The sequence below is a fragment of the Streptomyces rimosus genome (genome assembly GCF_008704655.1).
Classification (GTDB): domain Bacteria; phylum Actinomycetota; class Actinomycetes; order Streptomycetales; family Streptomycetaceae; genus Streptomyces; species Streptomyces rimosus.
Genome location: NZ_CP023688.1, coordinates 4,024,300 through 4,041,939 on the forward strand (window position 1 = coordinate 4,024,300; position 17,640 = coordinate 4,041,939).

General features: G+C 73.7%; 15 protein-coding genes. 7 read left to right on the plus strand and 8 right to left on the minus strand.

The window, feature by feature from the left end; genetic code table 11:
• Window positions 1-94: 94 nt before the first annotated feature.
• Window positions 95-1,504 carry a M1 family metallopeptidase gene (locus tag CP984_RS16870; RefSeq protein ID WP_003986490.1) on the plus strand — a complete coding sequence of 470 codons (1,410 nt, stop codon included), beginning with the start codon at window positions 95-97 and terminating at the stop codon, window positions 1,502-1,504.
• A gap of 39 nt (window positions 1,505-1,543) precedes the next feature.
• Here the strand turns inward: CP984_RS16870 and CP984_RS16875 are convergent, their stop codons facing one another.
• On the minus strand, window positions 1,544-2,347 hold the full coding sequence (locus CP984_RS16875) for a class I SAM-dependent methyltransferase (protein WP_030184271.1): 804 nt from the start codon (window positions 2,345-2,347) through the stop codon (window positions 1,544-1,546).
• 98 nt (window positions 2,348-2,445) lie between these two features.
• On the opposite strand from CP984_RS16875, the gene CP984_RS16880 reads away from it, so the two are divergent.
• Window positions 2,446-2,904: a nuclear transport factor 2 family protein gene (locus CP984_RS16880; protein ID WP_030184269.1), complete on the plus strand. Its 459-nt coding sequence runs from the start codon at window positions 2,446-2,448 to the stop codon at window positions 2,902-2,904.
• A 17-nt stretch (window positions 2,905-2,921) separates the two neighbouring features.
• On the opposite strand, the gene CP984_RS16885 is transcribed toward CP984_RS16880, so the two are convergent.
• A complete protein-coding gene (locus CP984_RS16885; protein ID WP_003986493.1) occupies window positions 2,922-3,440 on the minus strand; it encodes a hypothetical protein in 519 nt (172 codons plus the stop codon).
• A 123-nt stretch (window positions 3,441-3,563) separates the two neighbouring features.
• On the opposite strand from CP984_RS16885, the gene CP984_RS16895 reads away from it, so the two are divergent.
• On the plus strand, window positions 3,564-4,283 hold the full coding sequence (locus CP984_RS16895) for a hypothetical protein (protein ID WP_156100323.1): 720 nt from the start codon (window positions 3,564-3,566) through the stop codon (window positions 4,281-4,283).
• 52 nt (window positions 4,284-4,335) lie between these two features.
• Here CP984_RS16895 and CP984_RS16900 read toward each other — a convergent pair whose 3' ends face one another.
• Window positions 4,336-4,716: an SH3 domain-containing protein gene (locus CP984_RS16900; protein WP_003983005.1), complete on the minus strand. Its 381-nt coding sequence runs from the start codon at window positions 4,714-4,716 to the stop codon at window positions 4,336-4,338.
• A gap of 159 nt (window positions 4,717-4,875) precedes the next feature.
• Here CP984_RS16900 and CP984_RS16905 point away from each other — a divergent pair, with 159 nt between their 5' ends.
• A complete protein-coding gene (locus tag CP984_RS16905) occupies window positions 4,876-7,251 on the plus strand; it encodes a protein kinase domain-containing protein (protein ID WP_003983004.1) in 2,376 nt (791 codons plus the stop codon).
• Window positions 7,252-7,284: 33 nt separating this feature from the next.
• Here the strand turns inward: CP984_RS16905 and ilvD are convergent, their stop codons facing one another.
• From ilvD to CP984_RS16925, 4 genes are all read right to left on the minus strand, one after another.
• Entirely contained in the window at window positions 7,285-9,135 is a 1,851-nt protein-coding gene (ilvD, locus tag CP984_RS16910; RefSeq protein WP_003983003.1) for a dihydroxy-acid dehydratase, read from the minus strand.
• Window positions 9,136-9,298: 163 nt separating this feature from the next.
• Entirely contained in the window at window positions 9,299-9,928 is a 630-nt protein-coding gene (locus CP984_RS16915) for a TetR/AcrR family transcriptional regulator (RefSeq protein ID WP_030184266.1), read from the minus strand.
• Complete coding sequence (locus CP984_RS16920; protein WP_003983001.1) at window positions 9,925-10,737, minus strand: sugar phosphate isomerase/epimerase family protein; 813 nt, start codon at window positions 10,735-10,737, stop codon at window positions 9,925-9,927. The genes CP984_RS16915 and CP984_RS16920 overlap by 4 nt, the downstream gene beginning before the upstream one ends.
• A 57-nt stretch (window positions 10,738-10,794) precedes the next feature.
• A complete protein-coding gene (locus CP984_RS16925) occupies window positions 10,795-11,727 on the minus strand; it encodes a Ppx/GppA phosphatase family protein (RefSeq protein WP_003983000.1) in 933 nt (310 codons plus the stop codon).
• 93 nt (window positions 11,728-11,820) lie between these two features.
• On the opposite strand from CP984_RS16925, the gene CP984_RS16930 reads away from it, so the two are divergent.
• The gene (locus tag CP984_RS16930; RefSeq protein ID WP_003982999.1) at window positions 11,821-12,654 is read left to right on the plus strand and encodes a hypothetical protein; all 834 of its coding nucleotides are present in this window, start codon (window positions 11,821-11,823) and stop codon (window positions 12,652-12,654) included.
• Between the two features lie 50 nt (window positions 12,655-12,704).
• Here CP984_RS16930 and CP984_RS16935 read toward each other — a convergent pair whose 3' ends face one another.
• Complete coding sequence (locus CP984_RS16935; RefSeq protein ID WP_003982998.1) at window positions 12,705-14,549, minus strand: hypothetical protein; 1,845 nt, start codon at window positions 14,547-14,549, stop codon at window positions 12,705-12,707.
• 222 nt (window positions 14,550-14,771) lie between these two features.
• On the opposite strand from CP984_RS16935, the gene radA reads away from it, so the two are divergent.
• The gene (gene radA / locus CP984_RS16940; protein WP_003982996.1) at window positions 14,772-16,214 is read left to right on the plus strand and encodes a DNA repair protein RadA; all 1,443 of its coding nucleotides are present in this window, start codon (window positions 14,772-14,774) and stop codon (window positions 16,212-16,214) included.
• A gap of 209 nt (window positions 16,215-16,423) precedes the next feature.
• Entirely contained in the window at window positions 16,424-17,578 is a 1,155-nt protein-coding gene (gene disA, locus CP984_RS16945) for a DNA integrity scanning diadenylate cyclase DisA (RefSeq protein ID WP_030184262.1), read from the plus strand.
• Window positions 17,579-17,640 lie beyond the last annotated feature (62 nt).

Sequence of the window (17,640 nt, forward strand, 5' to 3'; positions counted from 1 at the left end):
AAGCGTCGTTAAGTGGAAGGGGGCGGCGTTGCGGGGCCAAAGGGCCGTAGGGTCGGGAGGCTTGATCCACTCGACCGACGACCCGAGGAGCCCCGTGATCCGCCGGCCTCTCCGCTCCTGTGGTGCGACCGCCGCGCTCTCCGTCGCCCTGCTGCTGTCCTCCTGTACGAGCGCGTCCCGGCTGGACGGCACGGAGGGCGCGGGCAGCGTGCAGGACCCGCTCTTCCCCGCCCTCGGCAACGGCGGGTACGAGGTCAGCCACTACGGGCTCGACCTGGACTACGACGTACGCGGCGGCACCCTCGACGCCACCGCCGAGATCAGCGCCACCGCACAGGCCGACCTCGCCTCCTTCAAGCTGGACCTCCAGGGGATGAAGGTGCACGGCGTACGGGTGGACGGCAAGGACGCGGAGTTCTCGCGCAAGGGCCACAAGCTGACGGTCCGGCCGCCGCGGACGGTGAAGAAGGGCGCCACGTTCCGTACGACCGTCGACTACGACGGCACGCCGGAGGAGATGACGGACGAGGACGGCTCCACCGAGGGCTGGGTGCGCACCGAGGACGGGGCGTTCGTCGCGGGCCAGCCGGCCGGGTCCATGACGTGGTTCCCCGGCAACAACCACCCGGGCGACAAGGCGGCGTACGACTTCCGGATCACCGTGCCGGACGGGTACACCGCCGTCGCCAACGGCGAACTGCGCGGCCGTAAGAGCGAGAAGGGGCGCACGACCTTCGAGTGGCACAACGGCGAGCCGATGGCCTCCTACCTGGCCACCGCGACCATCGGGAAGTTCACCGTCAAGGAGTCGCGGACGAAGAGCGGGCTGCCCGTGTACACGGCGGTGGACCCGGCGGAGGCCAAGGAGAGCGCGGGGCCGCTGGAGCGGCTGGACGCGATCCTGGACTGGTCGGTGAAACGGTTCGGCCCGTATCCGTTCTCCAGCGCCGGAGCCATCGTCGACCACACGCCCGAGCGGATCGACTGGGGTGCCCTGGAGACGCAGACCAAGCCGGTCTACGCCGGGGCGCCGGACGAGGGCACGCTCGTGCACGAGACCGCGCACCAGTGGTTCGGCGATTCGGTGACGCCGAAGACGTGGCAGGACATCTGGCTCAACGAGGGGTTCGCGCAGTACGCGGAGTGGCTGTGGGAGGAGGACAAGGGCGGCCGCACGGCGCAGCAGCAGTTCGACGCGCTGTACGCGACGGACGAGGACGACGAGGAAGTCTGGGGCTTCCCGCCCGGCGACCCCGGCGGCCCGAAGAACGTGACCGGCGATTCCGTCTACTACCGCGGCGGCATGGTCCTCCAGCAGCTCCGCAAGGCCGTCGGCGACAAGGTCTTCTTCTCGATCCTGAAGGACTGGCCGGCGGAACACCGCCACGGCAGCGCCGACACCCAGCAGTTCATCGACTTCTGCGCGGACCGCACGGACGTCGACCTGACGGACCTCTTCGACGACTGGCTGTACGGGGACGGGAAGCCGGACTGGGAGTTCTGAGGCGCACGGGGCGGGGCGTTTCCGTACGGCTCTATGGCTCTACGGGAGCGACCGTTTGGCCGGCCGGAGCGTGACGGTCACATCGAGGGCATAGCGCTCTTCGACCGTTCCGTCGGGGAACACCCCGAGGAGCGCGGCGCGCTCGGCCGCCAGGACCGGGCGGGCGGCCTCGGGGCCGATCGCCGCGAAGTAGGAGCGGCTGCCGAGCATCCGGAGGTGGGTCTCCAGCGGCACCCGGCGGGTCCAGCTCAGCTCGCGCAGTACGGGTGCGAGGCCCGGGTCCAGGCCCCGGATCAGGTCCGGGGCCCCGGGGGCGACGCTGTGCGCGTGGTAGCCGGGCAGTACGCGCGCGAGCCGGGCCTCCTGCTCCCTCACCCACCCCACGCGCGGGTCCGGAACGTTCCACCAGACCGCGAGCGCGCCACCGGGCCGCAGGACCCGCATCGCCTCCGGGACGGAGCGGGCCGGGTCGGTCCAGTGCCAGGACTGGGCGTACGTGACGAGGTCGAAGCCCGCGCCGTCCGCGAAGGGCAGGGCGTCGCCGAGGGCGCGGACGAGCGGCGTGCCGGGACAGGCGGAGCGCAGCTCCGCGGCCATCGCGGCGCCCGGCTCCACCGCCGTGACGCGGGCGCCGCGCGCCGCCAGCAGCCGGGTCGCGATGCCCGTACCGGCGCCCACGTCGAGGGCCCGGGAGCCGCTGAGCGGGCGGCCGGTGAGGTCTTCGAGGGTGTCGAACAGGGCGGGCGGGTAGCCGGGGCGGGCGGCGGCGTACTGCGCGGCGACGGCGTCGAAGGACCGGGCGAGGTCCGGGCGCGCCGGAGGGCGGGGCGTCGGCTGTGGCATACGGGCATGGTGCCGGGCGGGGCGGAACCGTGGCACGACCTGCCGCATTACCTGTGACGTAATCGACGGGCGGCCGGGCCGGCGGCAGCATCGTCCGCATGAGCAGCACTGATGCCGTGCAGACGGCAGCCACGGAGAACAAGAGCGCCGCGACGAGTGCCGTGGTCGACGCCTACCTCGCCACGGTCGCCGACCCGGAAGCGACGCCCGAGCGCATCGCCGCGCACTACGCGGAGCGGGTCGACTGGATGTGTGCCGACAATCCGGTGGTGCCGTGGCTGCGGCCGCGCGCGACGCGGGACGACGTCGCCGCGCACTGGCGTGAGCTGCGCGAGCACACCGTGCCTGGCGCGGGCGGTGCGTCCATCGACGCGCTGGTGATCTCGGGCCCTGAGGCGGTGCTGACCGGGCACCTCTGGGGGACGGTCCGGGCCACCGGCAAGGCTTTCCGGTCGCCGTTCGCGCTGCGTTTCACCGTGCGGGACGGGGCGATCGTGCGGCATCACGTCTACGAGGACAGCCTGGCGATCGCCGCGGCCTGCACCCCCGGGAGCTGAACCGGCCGCGCCCCGTCCTAGCCGCGCTTCTTCTTCGCCTTCTTGCCCGCCGGGTTGCCGGTACGCGCCGTCCGGCGGCGTTCGTAGCGCGCGCGTTCCTCCTCGTACTCGGCGCGCCGTACGCCCTCCCCCGGCGCTTCGACGAGGGCGCGGCAGAAGTAGGCGAGCAGCGAGCCGATGAAGCCGATGAGCAGGAGGCTCTGTGCGGAGCGGTCGGCCGGGCGGTCGGCGGCGGCCTCGGCGGCGGGGCGGGTCAGGCGCTCCCACGTACGGCGGAAGGCAACCGCGCTGCACACCGCGAAGCAGGCCACGACCAGGACGTTCAGGAACGAGCCGACCTCGGCGATCTCCAGGCCCTGGAAGGCGAAGCGCAGCACCACCGCGCCGGCGGCGGCGAGTGCCAGGGAGCCCACGGCGACCCCGGCCCGGCGCAGGCCGTAGCCGCCGTCGTGGTGCACCCAGGTCGTCCCGAAGAAGCGGATCGGGGCCGGCTCGGGGCCGGACCGGTCCGGCGCGTGCCGTGTCTCGTCGCTCATGGGGCCGATTATCCCCGGTGGGCCGGGGCGCCCCGGGAGGCGGGCGCGTATCCCGCTAGCATCCGCCTGTACATGCCAACCGGGGGAAGGTTCAGTATGCGCAGGCATTACGGACGCATGGTCATGGCGATCGGGGCCCTGCCCCTGCTGGCGGTCACCGTCGCGGGGTGCGGCGGCCCGGCGCCCGGCCCCACGGGCGAGCGCACCGCGACCGCCGGAGCCCGCCCCGCGCCCGCCGGCGGCCGTCCCGCGCCCGCCGGAACCGGTGCTTCCACGGAGCCGCGCCCCCTGACCGGAGCGCAGACGGCCCGGGCGATGCTCTCGACCATCGATCTGCCGGTGGGCTGGTCGGTGGCGAAGGAGGACCTGTCGCCCGCGGTGGAGAAGGACGATCACGGCATTCAGGACGTGAAGGGCGACGCGGCGTGCAACCGCGTGGTCGCCGACTCGTTCCGTTCCGTACGGCCGAGCGCCGTGGTCGGCCGGACGATGGAGAATCCCATGGCCCGGCGCTCCCTGATGTTCGAGGTCAAGACGTTTCCGAGCGTCACGGGTGCCCGTCAGGCCGTCGAGGAGGCCAGGCAGTTGCGGCAGGCGTGCGCGACGGCCACGGCGGGGCCGTACCCGGTGCGTTACGGGGTGCTGGAGGGGCCGCGGCGCGGGGATGAGTCGGTGGGTGTCCGCATGCGGGTGGGCGGCAACCGGTTCGACGAGTTCGTGATCCGGGTCGGCACCAGCGTCACCGTGGTCACGTTCCCCGGGGCCACCGGCGACGACCCGGGGCTGGTGGAGTCCCTGACCGCCCAGGCCACGGAGAAGCTGCGGCAGGCCGCCGCCGGTTGACGGCGGCCGGAGGTACGGGGGAGGGCCGGGCGGCCGTGCCCGGCTCCGCCGCTCAGTTCGCGCAGTTCGGCGCCACGAAGCCGTCGCTGCCGGTGTGGACGTAGCTGTCCGAGACGTACTGGCCGGGCGCGATGCTGTCCCAGATGTCGGTGGTGCCGTACGGGCCGCTGACCCGCTGGCCGCGGCGCTGGCAGCGGATGGAGACCCGCGCGCCGTACGGGAGCTGCCGTACGACGGAGGCGCTGGTGCTCGGGCCGCTGCGGACGTTGACCTGGTAGCCGGGCGCGACCTGGTAGGTGGCCGCGGTCGCCGCCATCGCCTCGGCGGCCACGCCCTCGGCCTCCGTGACCGCCTCCGCCTCCGCGACCACCGCGGCCTCGTCGGCGCCGGTGCCGTCCGCCGTACCGACGGTGTTCTCCTGTGTGCCGCTCATGCGTACTCCCCCGTTGAATGCTCTGGTTCCGGTGTCACGGGCCGGTCCGCGGGCCGCGGCCGGTGCAACGCGCACGCTAGCAAGCCTCTCCTGTCCCGTACGCACCATCGACTAGGCTCCGTGCGTCGCATCCGCGGCCCATGGACACGGGGGTGGAAGATGCCGCCGCTGCGCGGTTCCGAGGCGGACCCGGAAGCGGAACGTCCGCAGTACGCCGGCCGGTACCGCCTGGACGCGCGCCTGGGCTCCGGCGGAATGGGCGTGGTGCACCTGGCGCGGTCGTCGTCGGGGCTGCGCCTGGCGGTGAAGGTCGTGCACGCCGATTTCGCCCAGGACCCGGAGTTCCGCGGCCGGTTCCGGCAGGAGGTGGCGGCGGCGCGGCGGGTGAGCGGCGCGTTCACCGCGCCGGTCGTGGACGCCGACCCGGACGCCGACCGCCCCTGGATGGCCACCCTCTACATCCCAGGACCGACCCTCGGCGAGCACGTCAAGCGCAACGGCCCGCTGGCGCCCGCCGAGGTGCGGCGGCTGGCCGCGGGCCTGGCCGAGGCGCTGCGCGACATCCACCGGGCGGGCGTGGTGCACCGCGACCTCAAGCCCGGCAACGTGCTGCTCGCCGCTGACGGCCCCAAGGTCATCGATTTTGGTATCTCGCGCCCCTCGGACAGCGAGATGCGCACCGAGACCGGCAAGCTCATCGGTACGCCGCCGTTCATGGCGCCCGAGCAGTTCCAGCGCCCGCGCGAGGTGGGCCCGGCGGCGGACGTCTTCGCGCTGGGGTCGGTGCTGGTGCACGCGGCGACCGGGCGGGGGCCGTTCGACTCGGAGAGCCCGTACATCGTCGCCTACCAAGTGGTGCACGACGAGGCGGACCTGACGGGCGTTCCGGAGGACCTGGCGCCGCTGATCCGCACCTGCCTGGCGAAGCGGCCGTCCGACCGGCCGACGCCGGACGTGCTGATGCGGATGCTGCACACCGAGATGCCCACGGAGATCCACGACGACCTGGGCGTGCTGCTCGCGGACGCCCCCGCTGCGGGGGACGTGCGCGTACCGGCTCAGCGTGAGGCCGAAGGGGAGGCTCTGCGGGAGCCCGTACGGATCGTTCCGCCACCCGTGCCGTCCGCCGCGCCGGGCCGGGGCGAGGAGACGCACGTACGGGACCGGAAGCCGGAAGCCGGGGCAGGGACGGAAGCGGAAGCGGAACCCGAAGCGGAGGCGGGGAAGAAGGCCGGCGCGGGCGCTGCGGAGCCCACTGCCGCCGCCCCTCCGGACGAGGAGGACGCGGACCGCGCCGGGCGTGGCGTGCGCCGCCGCTGGGCCGCCTGGGCCGCCCTGGCGGCGGTGCTGGCCGGTGCGGGCATCTTCACGGGCGTGCAGATGCTGGACTCCGACGACGCCCCGGCGCTCCAGACGCACACCACCGGCGGCACCGCCGCGGCCTTCCGCCCCTGGCACACCCCGCTGATGCGGCGGCCCGCCGGCCACCCGGCCGAGATGCCCTTCTGCACATACGGCGCCTCCGCCGACGCTCCTGCCCTCTTCTGCGTCGAGCGGGGCCTGAAGGCCGCGCGGGTCGATCCGGGGACCGGCACGGTGACGTGGCGGCGCACGGGCGAGCCGGTGCGCGAGAGCGACACCCCGCCGGGCGCCCCGGTCTTCTCCGGCGGGCTGCTGTACGTACGGTCCCCCGACGGCAAGCGGCTGGAAGCGCTCGACCCGTCGGCCGGCGGGCGGGGCGCGACGCGCTGGAGCAAGAGCCTGGCCGGGTACGGACCCGAGGTCCGGTTCGTGGGCGGCGCCGTACTCCTGACGTCGGCGGACGGCATGGTCACCGCCCTGGACAGCGCCACGCACAAGGAACTGTGGCACCAGCGCTACCCGGCGCAGCCGCTGGGGCAGTTCACCGCGTACGGGGACGGCCGTACCGCCTACGCGGCCACCGTCGCGGCCGACGGCGCCACCACCATGGTCACCGCGATCGACCCGGCGCACGGCACGGTCCGCTGGGAGCGGCGGCTGCCCGGCTCGCTCACCGTGGTGGGCGCGGGCGCGTCCGGCTCGGTCTACCTGACCGCCGCCGACCCGCTGATCGTCACCCGCACCGCGGCCGTCGTCCGCTACGACCCCGGTACCCACCGGGTACGGCGGCTGCCGCTGGCCGCGCCGGTGGACGACGCGGCGGCCGTGGTGCGCGGGGAGACGGCTTATGTGCTGGCGGCCGGCGGCACCCTCCAGGCGGTCGGCGACCGGCACTGGACCATGGAGACGTCGGTGAGCCGGGCTTCCGCGCCGGTGCTCGACCCGCGGGGCGAGCGGCTGTACTTCACCGGCGCCGACGGCCGGCTGCTGGCCGTGGACACCCGGCGCGGCGCGCTGCTCGGCCAGACGCCGCCCCGGCTGGCCACCGGCCGCAGCGGCTACCTGGAGAAGCTGCCCGCGCCGCTGCCGGACCCGCGGCACGGCCGGATCTACGCGGCCGCGCCGGACGGCTCGGTCTTCGCCGCGAACGCGGAGAACCCCGCCCGCTGGTGAGGCGGGCGGGGTTCCGGGGAGCCGTTACGGGGCTCAGCCCAGCTTCGTCACGTCGCGCACCGCGCCCTTGTCGGCGCTGGTGGCCATCGCCGCGTAGGCGCGCAGGGCCTGCGAGACCTTGCGCTCGCGCTGCTTCGGCGCGTACACGCCGCCCAGCGCCTCCCGGCGGGCCGTCAGCTCCTCCTCGGAAACGAGGAGTTCGATGGTGCGGTTCGGGATGTCGATACGGATGCGGTCGCCGTCCTCGACCAGGGCGATGGTGCCGCCGGAGGCCGCCTCGGGCGAGGCGTGGCCGATGGACAGGCCGGAGGTGCCGCCGGAGAAGCGGCCGTCGGTGACCAGCGCGCACGCCTTGCCCAGGCCGCGGCCCTTGAGGAAGGACGTCGGGTAGAGCATCTCCTGCATGCCGGGGCCGCCCTTGGGGCCCTCGTAGCGGATGACGACCACGTCGCCCTCCTTGACCTTCTTGCCGAGGATCTTCTCGACGGCCTCCTCCTGCGACTCGCAGACCACGGCCGGGCCCTCGAACGTCCAGATCGACTCGTCGACGCCCGCGGTCTTCACCACGCAGCCGTCCTCGGCGAGGTTGCCCTTGAGGACCGCCAGGCCGCCGTCGGCGGAGTAGGCGTGGGCGAAGTCGCGGATGCAGCCGCCCTCGGCGTCCAGGTCGAGGGTGTCCCAGCGCTCGGACTGGGAGAAGGCGGTGGCGGAGCGCTTGCAGCCGGGGGCGGCGTGCCACAGCTCGACGGCCTCCGGGGACGGCGAACCCCCGCGCACGTCCCAGGTCTTGAGCCAGTCCGCCATCGAGGAGCTGTGCACGGTGTGCACGTCCTCGTTGAGCAGCCCGGCACGGTACAGCTCGCCCAGGATGGCGGGGATGCCGCCGGCCCGGTGCACGTCCTCCATGTAGTACGTGCCGCCGGGGGCGACGTTCGGCGCGACCTTGGCCAGGCAGGGCACCCGGCGCGAGACGGCGTTGATGTCCTCCAGGTCGTAGTCGAGACCGGCTTCCTGGGCGGCGGCCAGCAGGTGCAGGATCGTGTTCGTGGAGCCGCCCATGGCGATGTCCAGGGCCATGGCGTTCTCGAAGGAGGCGCGGGAGCCGATGCTGCGCGGCAGCACGGTCGCGTCGTCCTCGTCGTAGTACCGCTTGGTGATCTCCACGACCGTACGGCCGGCGTTCTCGTACAGCGCCTTGCGTGCGGTGTGGGTGGCCAGCACCGAGCCGTTGCCGGGCAGCGACAGGCCGATGGCCTCGGTCAGGCAGTTCATCGAGTTGGCGGTGAACATGCCGGAACAGGAGCCGCAGGTCGGGCAGGCGTTGTCCTCGATACGGAGGATGTCCTCGTCCGAGATGTTCTCGTCGACCGCGTCGGAGATCGCGTTGATCAGGTCCAGTTTGCGGACGGTGCCGTCGACGAGGGTGGCGCGGCCGGCCTCCATGGGGCCGCCGGAGACGAAGACGGTGGGGATGTTCAGCCGCATCGCGGCCATCAGCATGCCCGGGGTGATCTTGTCGCAGTTGGAGATGCAGATCAGCGCGTCCGCGCAGTGCGCCTCGACCATGTACTCGACGGAGTCGGCGATCAGGTCGCGGGACGGCAGCGAGTAGAGCATGCCGCCGTGGCCCATGGCGATGCCGTCGTCCACCGCGATGGTGTTGAACTCGCGGGCGATGCCGCCGGCCGCCTTGATCGCCTCGCTGACGATCCGGCCGACCGGCTGGAGGTGGGTGTGGCCCGGCACGAACTCGGTGAAGCTGTTGGCCACCGCGATCACGGGCTTGCCGAAGTCCTCGCGCGCTACGCCCGACGCCTGCATGAGCGCGCGGGCGCCGGCCATGTTGCGGCCATGGGTGACGGTGCGGGACCTCAGCTCGGGCACGTGGATCCACTCCCTCGGGTGCGTGTACATCTCCCGTACGCCCGGTGCGCGTACGTATGTGAATCAGTCGAGACTACGCCCCGCCTCCAAGATCTGGACAGCGAATCCGGCATGTGAGACAGATGACCGCTGGGCGGACACCGCCGGGGGCGCTCCCGGCCGGTCAGGACCCGGTCAGATGCTGCTGCACCACCGGCGCCACCCGGGCGATGATCCGCTCCGGGTCCGCCGACGCCAGCGGCTCCAGCTTGATCACGTACCGCATGAGGGCCGTACCGACCAGCTGCGCCGCCGCCAGCTCGGCCCGCAGCTCGGCGTCCGGTACGGCCAGCTCGCCGGCGATCCGGCGCAGCAGCTGGCGGACGACGAGCTTGCGGAAGACCGCGGCGGCCACGTCGTTGGTCAGGGCGCTGCGCACGATCGCCAGCAGGGGTTCGCGGGTGACCGGGTTCTCCCAGACGCCGAGGACGAAGCGGGTCATCCGCTCGCCCACGCCGTCCAGGCCGCCGTCGAGCACCGCCTCGGGGGCGTTCAGGGCGGGCGCGAAGGACATCTCGACCGCCGCCTCGAAGACCTGCTCCTTGGTGCCGTAGTAGTGGTGGACCAGGGCCGGGTCCACGTCCGCCGCCTTGGCGATACCGCGGATCGACGCCTTCTCGTAGCCACGCGCGGCGAACTCGGCGCGGGCCGCCGTCAGGATGCGCTCGCGCGCGCCGGGGCCCTCCACGGAATCCGTACGGGAGGGGCGGCCGCGCCTGCGGGCACCCCCGGCCACGGCAGGGCCGTCCGTCACGACCCCGGCACCCACGTCGGCGACGCCAGGTGGAGCCGGGTGAACGCCAGCGCCTCCGCGAGATCGGCCTCGCGCTCGGCGCCGGACATCGCCCGCCGGGTGTTGACCTCGACCACGATGTGCCCGCCGAAACCGGTGGCCGCCAGCCGCTCCAGCAGCTCGGCGCAGGGCTGCGAGCCGCGCCCCGGCACCAGGTGCTCGTCCTTGTTGGAGCCGTTGCCGTCGGCGAGGTGGATGTGCGCCAGGCGCTCGCCCATCCGGTCGACCATGTGCAGCGCGTCACTGCGGGAGGTGGCGGTGTGCGAGAGGTCGACGGTGAAGTGGCGGTAGTCGTCCTTGGTCGGGTCCCAGTCCGGCGCGTACGCCAGCATCTCGCGGTCCCGGTAGCGCCACGGATACATGTTCTCGACGGCGAATCTGACGTCCGTCTCGCTCTCCATCCGCCACACTCCGCGCACGAACTCGCGGGCGTAATTGCGCTGCCACCGGAAGGGCGGATGGACGACCACCGTCGACGCGCCGAGCTTCTCCGCGGCGTTGCGAGCGCGCTGCAGCTTCACCCAGGGGTCCGTGGACCACACCCGCTGCGTGATCAGCAGGCACGGCGCGTGCACGGCCAGGATCGGCACCCCGTGGTAGTCGGAGAGCCGGCGCAGCGCCTCGATGTCCTGGCTGACCGGGTCGGTCCACACCATGACCTCGACGCCGTCGTAGCCCAGGCGCGCGGCGATCTCGAAGGCCGTCGCCGTCGACTCCGGATACACCGAGGCCGTGGACAGGGCGACCTTCGCATCCGGGATGCGCACCACTGGCTCCGTCACGAGGGACAGGGTACGGGCCGCCGCCGACGGGCGGGGGCCGCGCCCCTATGCCGGAGGCAGGTGGTCCAGATGGCGCAGGATCACGCCCTCGCGCAGCGCCCACGGGCAGATCTCCAGCGTGCGCACGCCGAACAGGTCCATCGCACCCTCCGCCACCAGCGCTCCGGCCACCAGCTGGCGCGAGCGGCCCTCGGAGACGCCGGGCAGCTTGGCGCGCTCCGCGCCGGTCATCGCCGCCAGCTTCGGCACCCACTCCTCCAGCGCCTTACGGTCCAGCTCACGCTGGGTGTAGAGGCCCTCGGCGGACCGGGCGGCACCGGCGATACGGGCCAGCTGCTTGAAGGTCTTGGAGGTGCCCACGACGTGGTCGGGGGTGCCGAAGCGCGTGAAATCGCTCACCACCCGTGCGATTTCGGCCCGTACGCGCTTGCGCAGCGCCCGTATGTCCTCCGGTTCCGGCGGGTCGCCCGGCAGATCGCCCGCGGTCAGCCGGCCCGCGCCGAGCGGCAGCGACACCGCCGCGTCCGGCTCCTCGTCCAGCCCGTACGCGATCTCCAGCGAGCCGCCGCCGATGTCCAGCACCAGCAGCCGCCCCGCCGACCAGCCGAACCAGCGGCGGGCCGCGAGGAACGTCAGCCGGGCCTCGTCCTCGCCCGACAGCACCCGCAGCCGTACGCCGGTCTCCCGCTCGACCCGGCGCAGCACGTCCTCCCCGTTGGCCGCCTCGCGGATCGCGGAGGTGGCGAACGGCAGCACGTCCTCGACGCCCTTGTCCTCCGCGACCTGTACTGCGGCCCGTACCGTGGCCACCAGCCGCTCCACGCCCGCCTCGGCGACCGCGCCGCCCTCGTCGAGGAGTTCGGCCAGCCGCAGCTCCGCCTTGTGGGAGTAGGCGGGCAGCGGGCGCGCACCCGGGTGCGCGTCCATCACCAGCAGATGCACCGTGTTCGAACCCACATCGAGGACACCGAGTCTCATACGTTGAACCTACTCTCGCGTGGCCGGGAACCGACGGCGAGGCCCTGCCCGCAGGAAGGCGGATCCGCGTACCGGCCGCCTTACGCTGGAGTAGTGGCTAAGACGAACAAGGCGAAGCAGAACAAAGCCCTGAAGAAGGCGGAAAAGCAGCGCGCGGCACGGGAGGCGCAAGGGGCTCGGGCCGACGAGGTCGGCGGTCTGGACTTCGCCCGCGCCTGGGTCACCTTCCCCGACCCCGCCGACGACGAGCAGGTCTTCCGCTGCGACCTGACCTGGCTCACCTCCCGCTGGACGTGCATCTTCGGCAGCGGTTGCAAGGGCATCGAGGCGGGGCGCGCGGACGACGGATGCTGCACGCTCGGCGCGCACTTCTCCGACGAGGAGGACGAGCAGCGGGTCGCGGAGCACGTGGCGCGGCTCACACCCGACCTGTGGCAGTTCCACGACGTCGGCACCTCCACCGGCTGGACCCAGGAGGACGAGGACGGCGACCGCCAGACCCGGTGCTGGAAGGGCTCGTGCATCTTCCAGAACCGCCCCGGCTTCCCGGCCGGCGCCGGCTGCTCGCTGCACATCCTCGCGCTGCGCGAGGGCCGCGAGCCCCTGGAGACCAAGCCGGACGTGTGCTGGCAGCTGCCGGTCCGGCGCACCTACGACTGGATCGACCGCCCCGACGACACCCGCGTCCTCCAGGTCACCATCGGCGAGTACGACCGCCGCGGCTGGGGCCCCGGCGGCCACGACCTGCACTGGTGGTGCACGTCGGCGACCTCGGCACACGGCGCCGGCGAGCCGGTGTATGTGTCCTACGGGCCGGAGCTGACCGAGCTGATGGGCAAGGAGGGCTACGACCGGCTCGTGGAGCTCTGCGAGGAGCGCCTGGCGGCGACGCTGCCGATGGCGCCGCATCCGGCGGACCCCAAGTAGCGGTCGCTTCGGGGCCGTACGCCGCGCGCATCCGCTGATCAGCCCGCCGCTCAGCCCGCCGGTCCCGTCGTATCGGACGGTGACGGGCTCGGGCCCCTGGTCGGCTCCCCCGACGTCGGCGTGGGCGTGGGTGAGGGACTGGGGGTGGGCGACGCGGTCGGGTGGTGCGTCGGGTCCGGCGCCGGTGGGGTCGGCCTCGGGTCGGGATGGTGTCCGGGGCCGGGGCCCGGGGGCCGCCCGGGACCCGGCCGGTGGCCGCCCTCGCCCCACCCCTCCAGCGTCACCGTCGTGCCGCCGGGGGCAAGCGTGATCCGCGCGTTCCAGTAGCCGTCCGGTTCGCGGCCGTGGTCCACGGTCACCACGATCGTGACGGACTCGCCGGGGTCGAGCACTCCGCCCGTGCTGCTCAGCAGGAGCCACGGCGCGCCCGGCCGCGCCGACCAGTGGACCGGCTCGCCGCCGGAGGCGGTGAGCGTGACGGCCGTGCCGAAGCCGCTCGGCCGGGCCGTGACGGTCAGCCGCCCGGGGCCGGTGCGGGAACGGTCCGGTTCACCGGGGCGCAGCGGCATCCCGTCCGCGCCGACCACCTGCACCGAGACGGCGGGCAGGCCGCTCGCTGCGGAGTGCGCTGCGCCGGGGGCCCGCGCGCTGCCCGCGTTCTCGTACGGGTCGCCGTCGAGCGCTCCGGAGCCGTCCGCCTCGCCGGCCGTCACCGACGGCCCCTCGGACTCGCCGGTCATCGGCGCGCCACGGTAGGCGGCCCACAGGGCGAGCACCGGCGCCGCCAGCACGGTGGCGAGCACGGTCGTGGTCACGGCCCGGGTCCGCGCCCGGCGCCGGCGGGTCGCCGGATCCTTGGGGCGGACGGGGAAGCCACGCCGGTCGTAGCGAGGAGAACCGTTTACGCCAGCGGAGCGGCCCACACGCCCGGAGCGCGGCGAGGCGCCCGCGCCCGCCACCCCCTCGGCGCGCCCCGAACGCGAGCTGCGCGCCGCCGCCATGGCCGTACGCACGGCCGTACGCGGGGCGGTGACCACCGACAACGCGCCATGCCCGAGCGGCGCGGTGCCCGGCCAGGGGCCGTGCGCGGTGACCCGCTCGGCCGTACGGCGGCACTCGGCACAGTCGTCCACATGCCGGACCAGCTCCCGGCGCAGCGCGACACCCAGCAGCATCTGGGTGTCTCCGGCGAGTTGGGCGACGTCCCGGCAGCGGCCGAACTCGACGACGGTGAGCGCGGCGCGGGTGCGCTCGACCTCGCAGGAGGCGGCCGCCAGGAGGGTGCGGGTGGCGACCAGGTCGCCTCCGAGGACGGCGGCCACCTCCTCGGTGGACAGGCGGTGGCGCACGGACAGCTCCAGCGCCTCGCGCTGCTCGGGGGTCGTGCCGGCGGCCTCCGGCCAGGCCAGGGAGGCCAGTTCGCGGCGGCGGCGCGCCGCTTCGGGGGCGTCGCCGGGACCGGCCGGGGCGCCGAACTCGGTGGACGCGCCCGTACCGAAGGTGGTGACGCCCTGGTGCGTGGCGGGGTCCGTACCGGCCCCGGCGTCCGGGGCCGCTGGTTCCGCGGGAACCCCGGTACCGTGGTCCGCTCCGCCGTCCGGGGTCCGGTCCGCGAGCCGCCGCAGGCAGGCCCACCGGGCCAGCGCGTACAGCCAGGAGCGGTAGAGGGCGGTGTCGGGGGGCCGTCGGCCGTGGTGCCGGTCGGCGACGGCGAGCACCTCGCCGAGGACGGCGGTGGCCGCGTCGTGCTCGCACAGGACGGACAGACAGTAGGTGAACAGGCCGTCCAGGTGGGGTTCGTACCGCTCGGGGAGGCTCGGCAGGGCGCGGCGGCCGTCGCCGTGCGCCTGATGTGCGCCGGTGGCGTGCGTGGGGTGATCGGACCTGCTGCTCATCACCCGGCGACGGTAGGGGGGTGATGCGGGGCCTATCGCGCCGCATGGCCTCTTTTAATCCGTACGGGTGGTCTTCTCGCTCGAAAGGGGACCCGAGGCCCTGGTTTCCCACTCGACGCTCTCGTTCACGTTCTGTACCGGCCGCCCGCACGCGCCCCACCGGTCCCTTCCCGTCGGCGCCGTCCGCCCGCGTTGTCACACCCCACGGCTACGGTGAACCCCATGGCAACTCGTAAATCCTCGGCCAAGGAGCGGCCCTCGTACCGCTGCACCGAATGCGGCTGGACCACCGCGAAGTGGCTCGGCCGCTGCCCGGAGTGCCAGGCGTGGGGCACAGTCGAGGAGTTCGGCGGCGCCCCCGCTGTCCGTACGACCGCGCCCGGCCGCGTCACGACGGCCGCGCTGCCCATCGGCCAGGTGGACGGCCGCCGGGCCACCGCCCGCTCCACGGGCGTGGACGAGCTGGACCGGGTGCTGGGCGGCGGCCTGGTCCCCGGCGCCGTGGTACTGCTCGCCGGCGAGCCCGGCGTCGGCAAGTCCACCCTGCTGCTGGACGTCGCCGCCAAGGCCGCCAGCGACGACCACCGCACGCTGTATGTGACCGGCGAGGAGTCCGCGAGCCAGGTGCGGCTGCGCGCCGACCGCATCGGCGCCATCGACGACCACCTCTACCTCGCCGCCGAGACCGACCTGTCCGCCGTCCTGGGCCACCTGGACTCGGTCAAGCCGTCCCTGCTGATCGTGGACTCCGTCCAGACCGTCGCCTCCCCCGAGATCGACGGCGCGCCCGGCGGCATGGCCCAGGTCCGCGAGGTCGCCGGCGCCCTGATCCGCGCGTCCAAGGAGCGCGGCATGGCCACCCTGCTGGTCGGCCACGTCACCAAGGACGGCGCCATCGCGGGCCCCCGCCTCCTGGAACACCTGGTCGATGTCGTACTGAATTTCGAAGGGGACCGGCACGCCCGTCTGCGCCTGGTGCGCGGTGTGAAGAACCGCTACGGCACCACCGACGAGGTCGGCTGCTTCGAGCTGCACGACGAGGGCATCACCGGTCTGGCCGATCCGTCCGGCCTCTTCCTGACCCGCCGCGACGAGCCGGTGCCCGGCACGTGCCTGACGGTCACCCTGGAGGGCCGCCGCCCGCTGGTCGCCGAGGTGCAGGCGCTGACCGTCGACACGCAGATCCCGTCCCCCCGCCGCACCACCTCCGGCCTGGAGACCTCCCGCGTCTCGATGATGCTGGCCGTGCTGGAGCAGCGCGGGCGCATCGCCTCCCTGGGCAAGCGCGACATCTACAGCGCGACGGTCGGCGGTGTGAAGCTGACCGAGCCGGCCGCCGACCTCGCCGTGGCGCTCGCGCTGGCCAGCGCCGCCAGCGACACCCCGCTGCCGAAGAACCTGGTCGCGATCGGCGAGGTGGGCCTCGCGGGCGAGGTCAGACGGGTGACGGGCGTACAGCGCCGGCTGGCCGAGGCGGCCCGCCTCGGCTTCACCCACGCCCTGGTCCCGGCCGACCCTGGCAAGATCCCGGCGGGCATGCGGGTGCTGGAGGTGGCCGATGTGGGCGAGGCGCTGCGCGTCCTGCCCAGGCGGCCGCGCCGGGAGGCGCGCGAGAAGGCCCCGGCCGGACAGACCGGCCCGGGCGGTGATGCCCCTGCCTCGTGAGGCGATGCCCGCCACACGGGCGGCAGTCCGTCCCACGGGCGGACGGCGTGCATTTACAGACAGCCTCTAGCCTGGGCGCCGGTAGACTTTGCCCCGGTCTCGCCTGTCAAAGAAGTCATGCCGTCGGCCCGCGCAGCCCGTGAGCTGCGTGACCAAGGCATCTGCCGGGCGGCCTGCGGCACCGACAGACCTTGCGACGGAGGAGTGCAGTGGCAGCCAACGACCGGGCATCGTCGTCTGGTGGCAGGTCCGGTTGGGGGCCGCCCACCCGGAGGTCGGGCGACAGCGGCGGTACGGACAGCCTGATGCGGGCCTCGCTGAGCGCCGTGGCGCCCGGTACGGCGCTGCGTGACGGCCTGGAGCGCATCCTGCGCGGCAACACCGGCGGCCTGATCGTCCTGGGGTTCGACAAGACCGTCGAGTCGATGTGCACCGGCGGCTTCGTGCTGGACGTGGAGTTCTCGGCGACCCGGCTGCGCGAGCTGTGCAAGCTGGACGGCGCCCTGGTCCTGGACAAGGACATCACCAAGATCCTGCGGGCCGGAGTGCAGCTGGTCCCGGACGCCTCCATCCCCACCGAGGAGACCGGCACCCGCCACCGCACCGCCCAGCGCGTCTCGATACAGGCCGGTTTCCCGGTCGTCTCGGTCAGCCAGTCGATGCGCCTGATCGCGCTGTACGTCGACGGTGAGCGCCGCGTCCTGGAGGAGTCGGCGGCGATCCTCTCCCGCGCCAACCAGGCCCTGGCCACCCTGGAGCGCTACAAGCTCCGTCTGGACGAGGTCGCCGGCACCCTGTCAGCGCTGGAGATCGAGGACCTGGTCACGGTCCGGGACGTCACCGCGGTCGCGCAGCGGCTGGAGATGGTGCGCCGCATCGCGACCGAGATCGCCGAGTACGTGGTCGAGCTGGGCACGGACGGCCGGCTGCTCTCCCTCCAGCTGGACGAGCTGATCGCGGGCGTCGAGCCGGAGCGCGAGCTGGTCGCGCGCGACTACGTCCCCGAGCCGACCGCCAAGCGCTCCCGTACGGTGCCCGAGGCGCTCTCCGAGCTGGACGCCCTCAGCCACGCCGAGCTGCTGGAACTGCCCATCGTGGCGCGCGCCCTGGGCTACAGCGGCTCGCCCGAGACGCTGGACTCGGCGGTCTCGCCGCGCGGCTTCCGGCTGCTGGCGAAGGTGCCGCGGCTGCCGGGCGCCGTCATCGACCGGCTGGTCGACCACTTCGGCGGGCTGCAGAAGCTGCTCGCGGCGAGCGTGGACGACCTCCAGGCGGTGGACGGCGTCGGCGAGGCCCGCGCCCGGTCCGTACGGGAAGGTCTGTCCCGGCTGGCGGAGTCGTCGATCCTCGAACGGTACGTGTAGGGCTCACCGGCCGTACGCGCGGAGCCCGGACCGGTCCTCCGTCCCGCGTGCGGGCGCCCGTA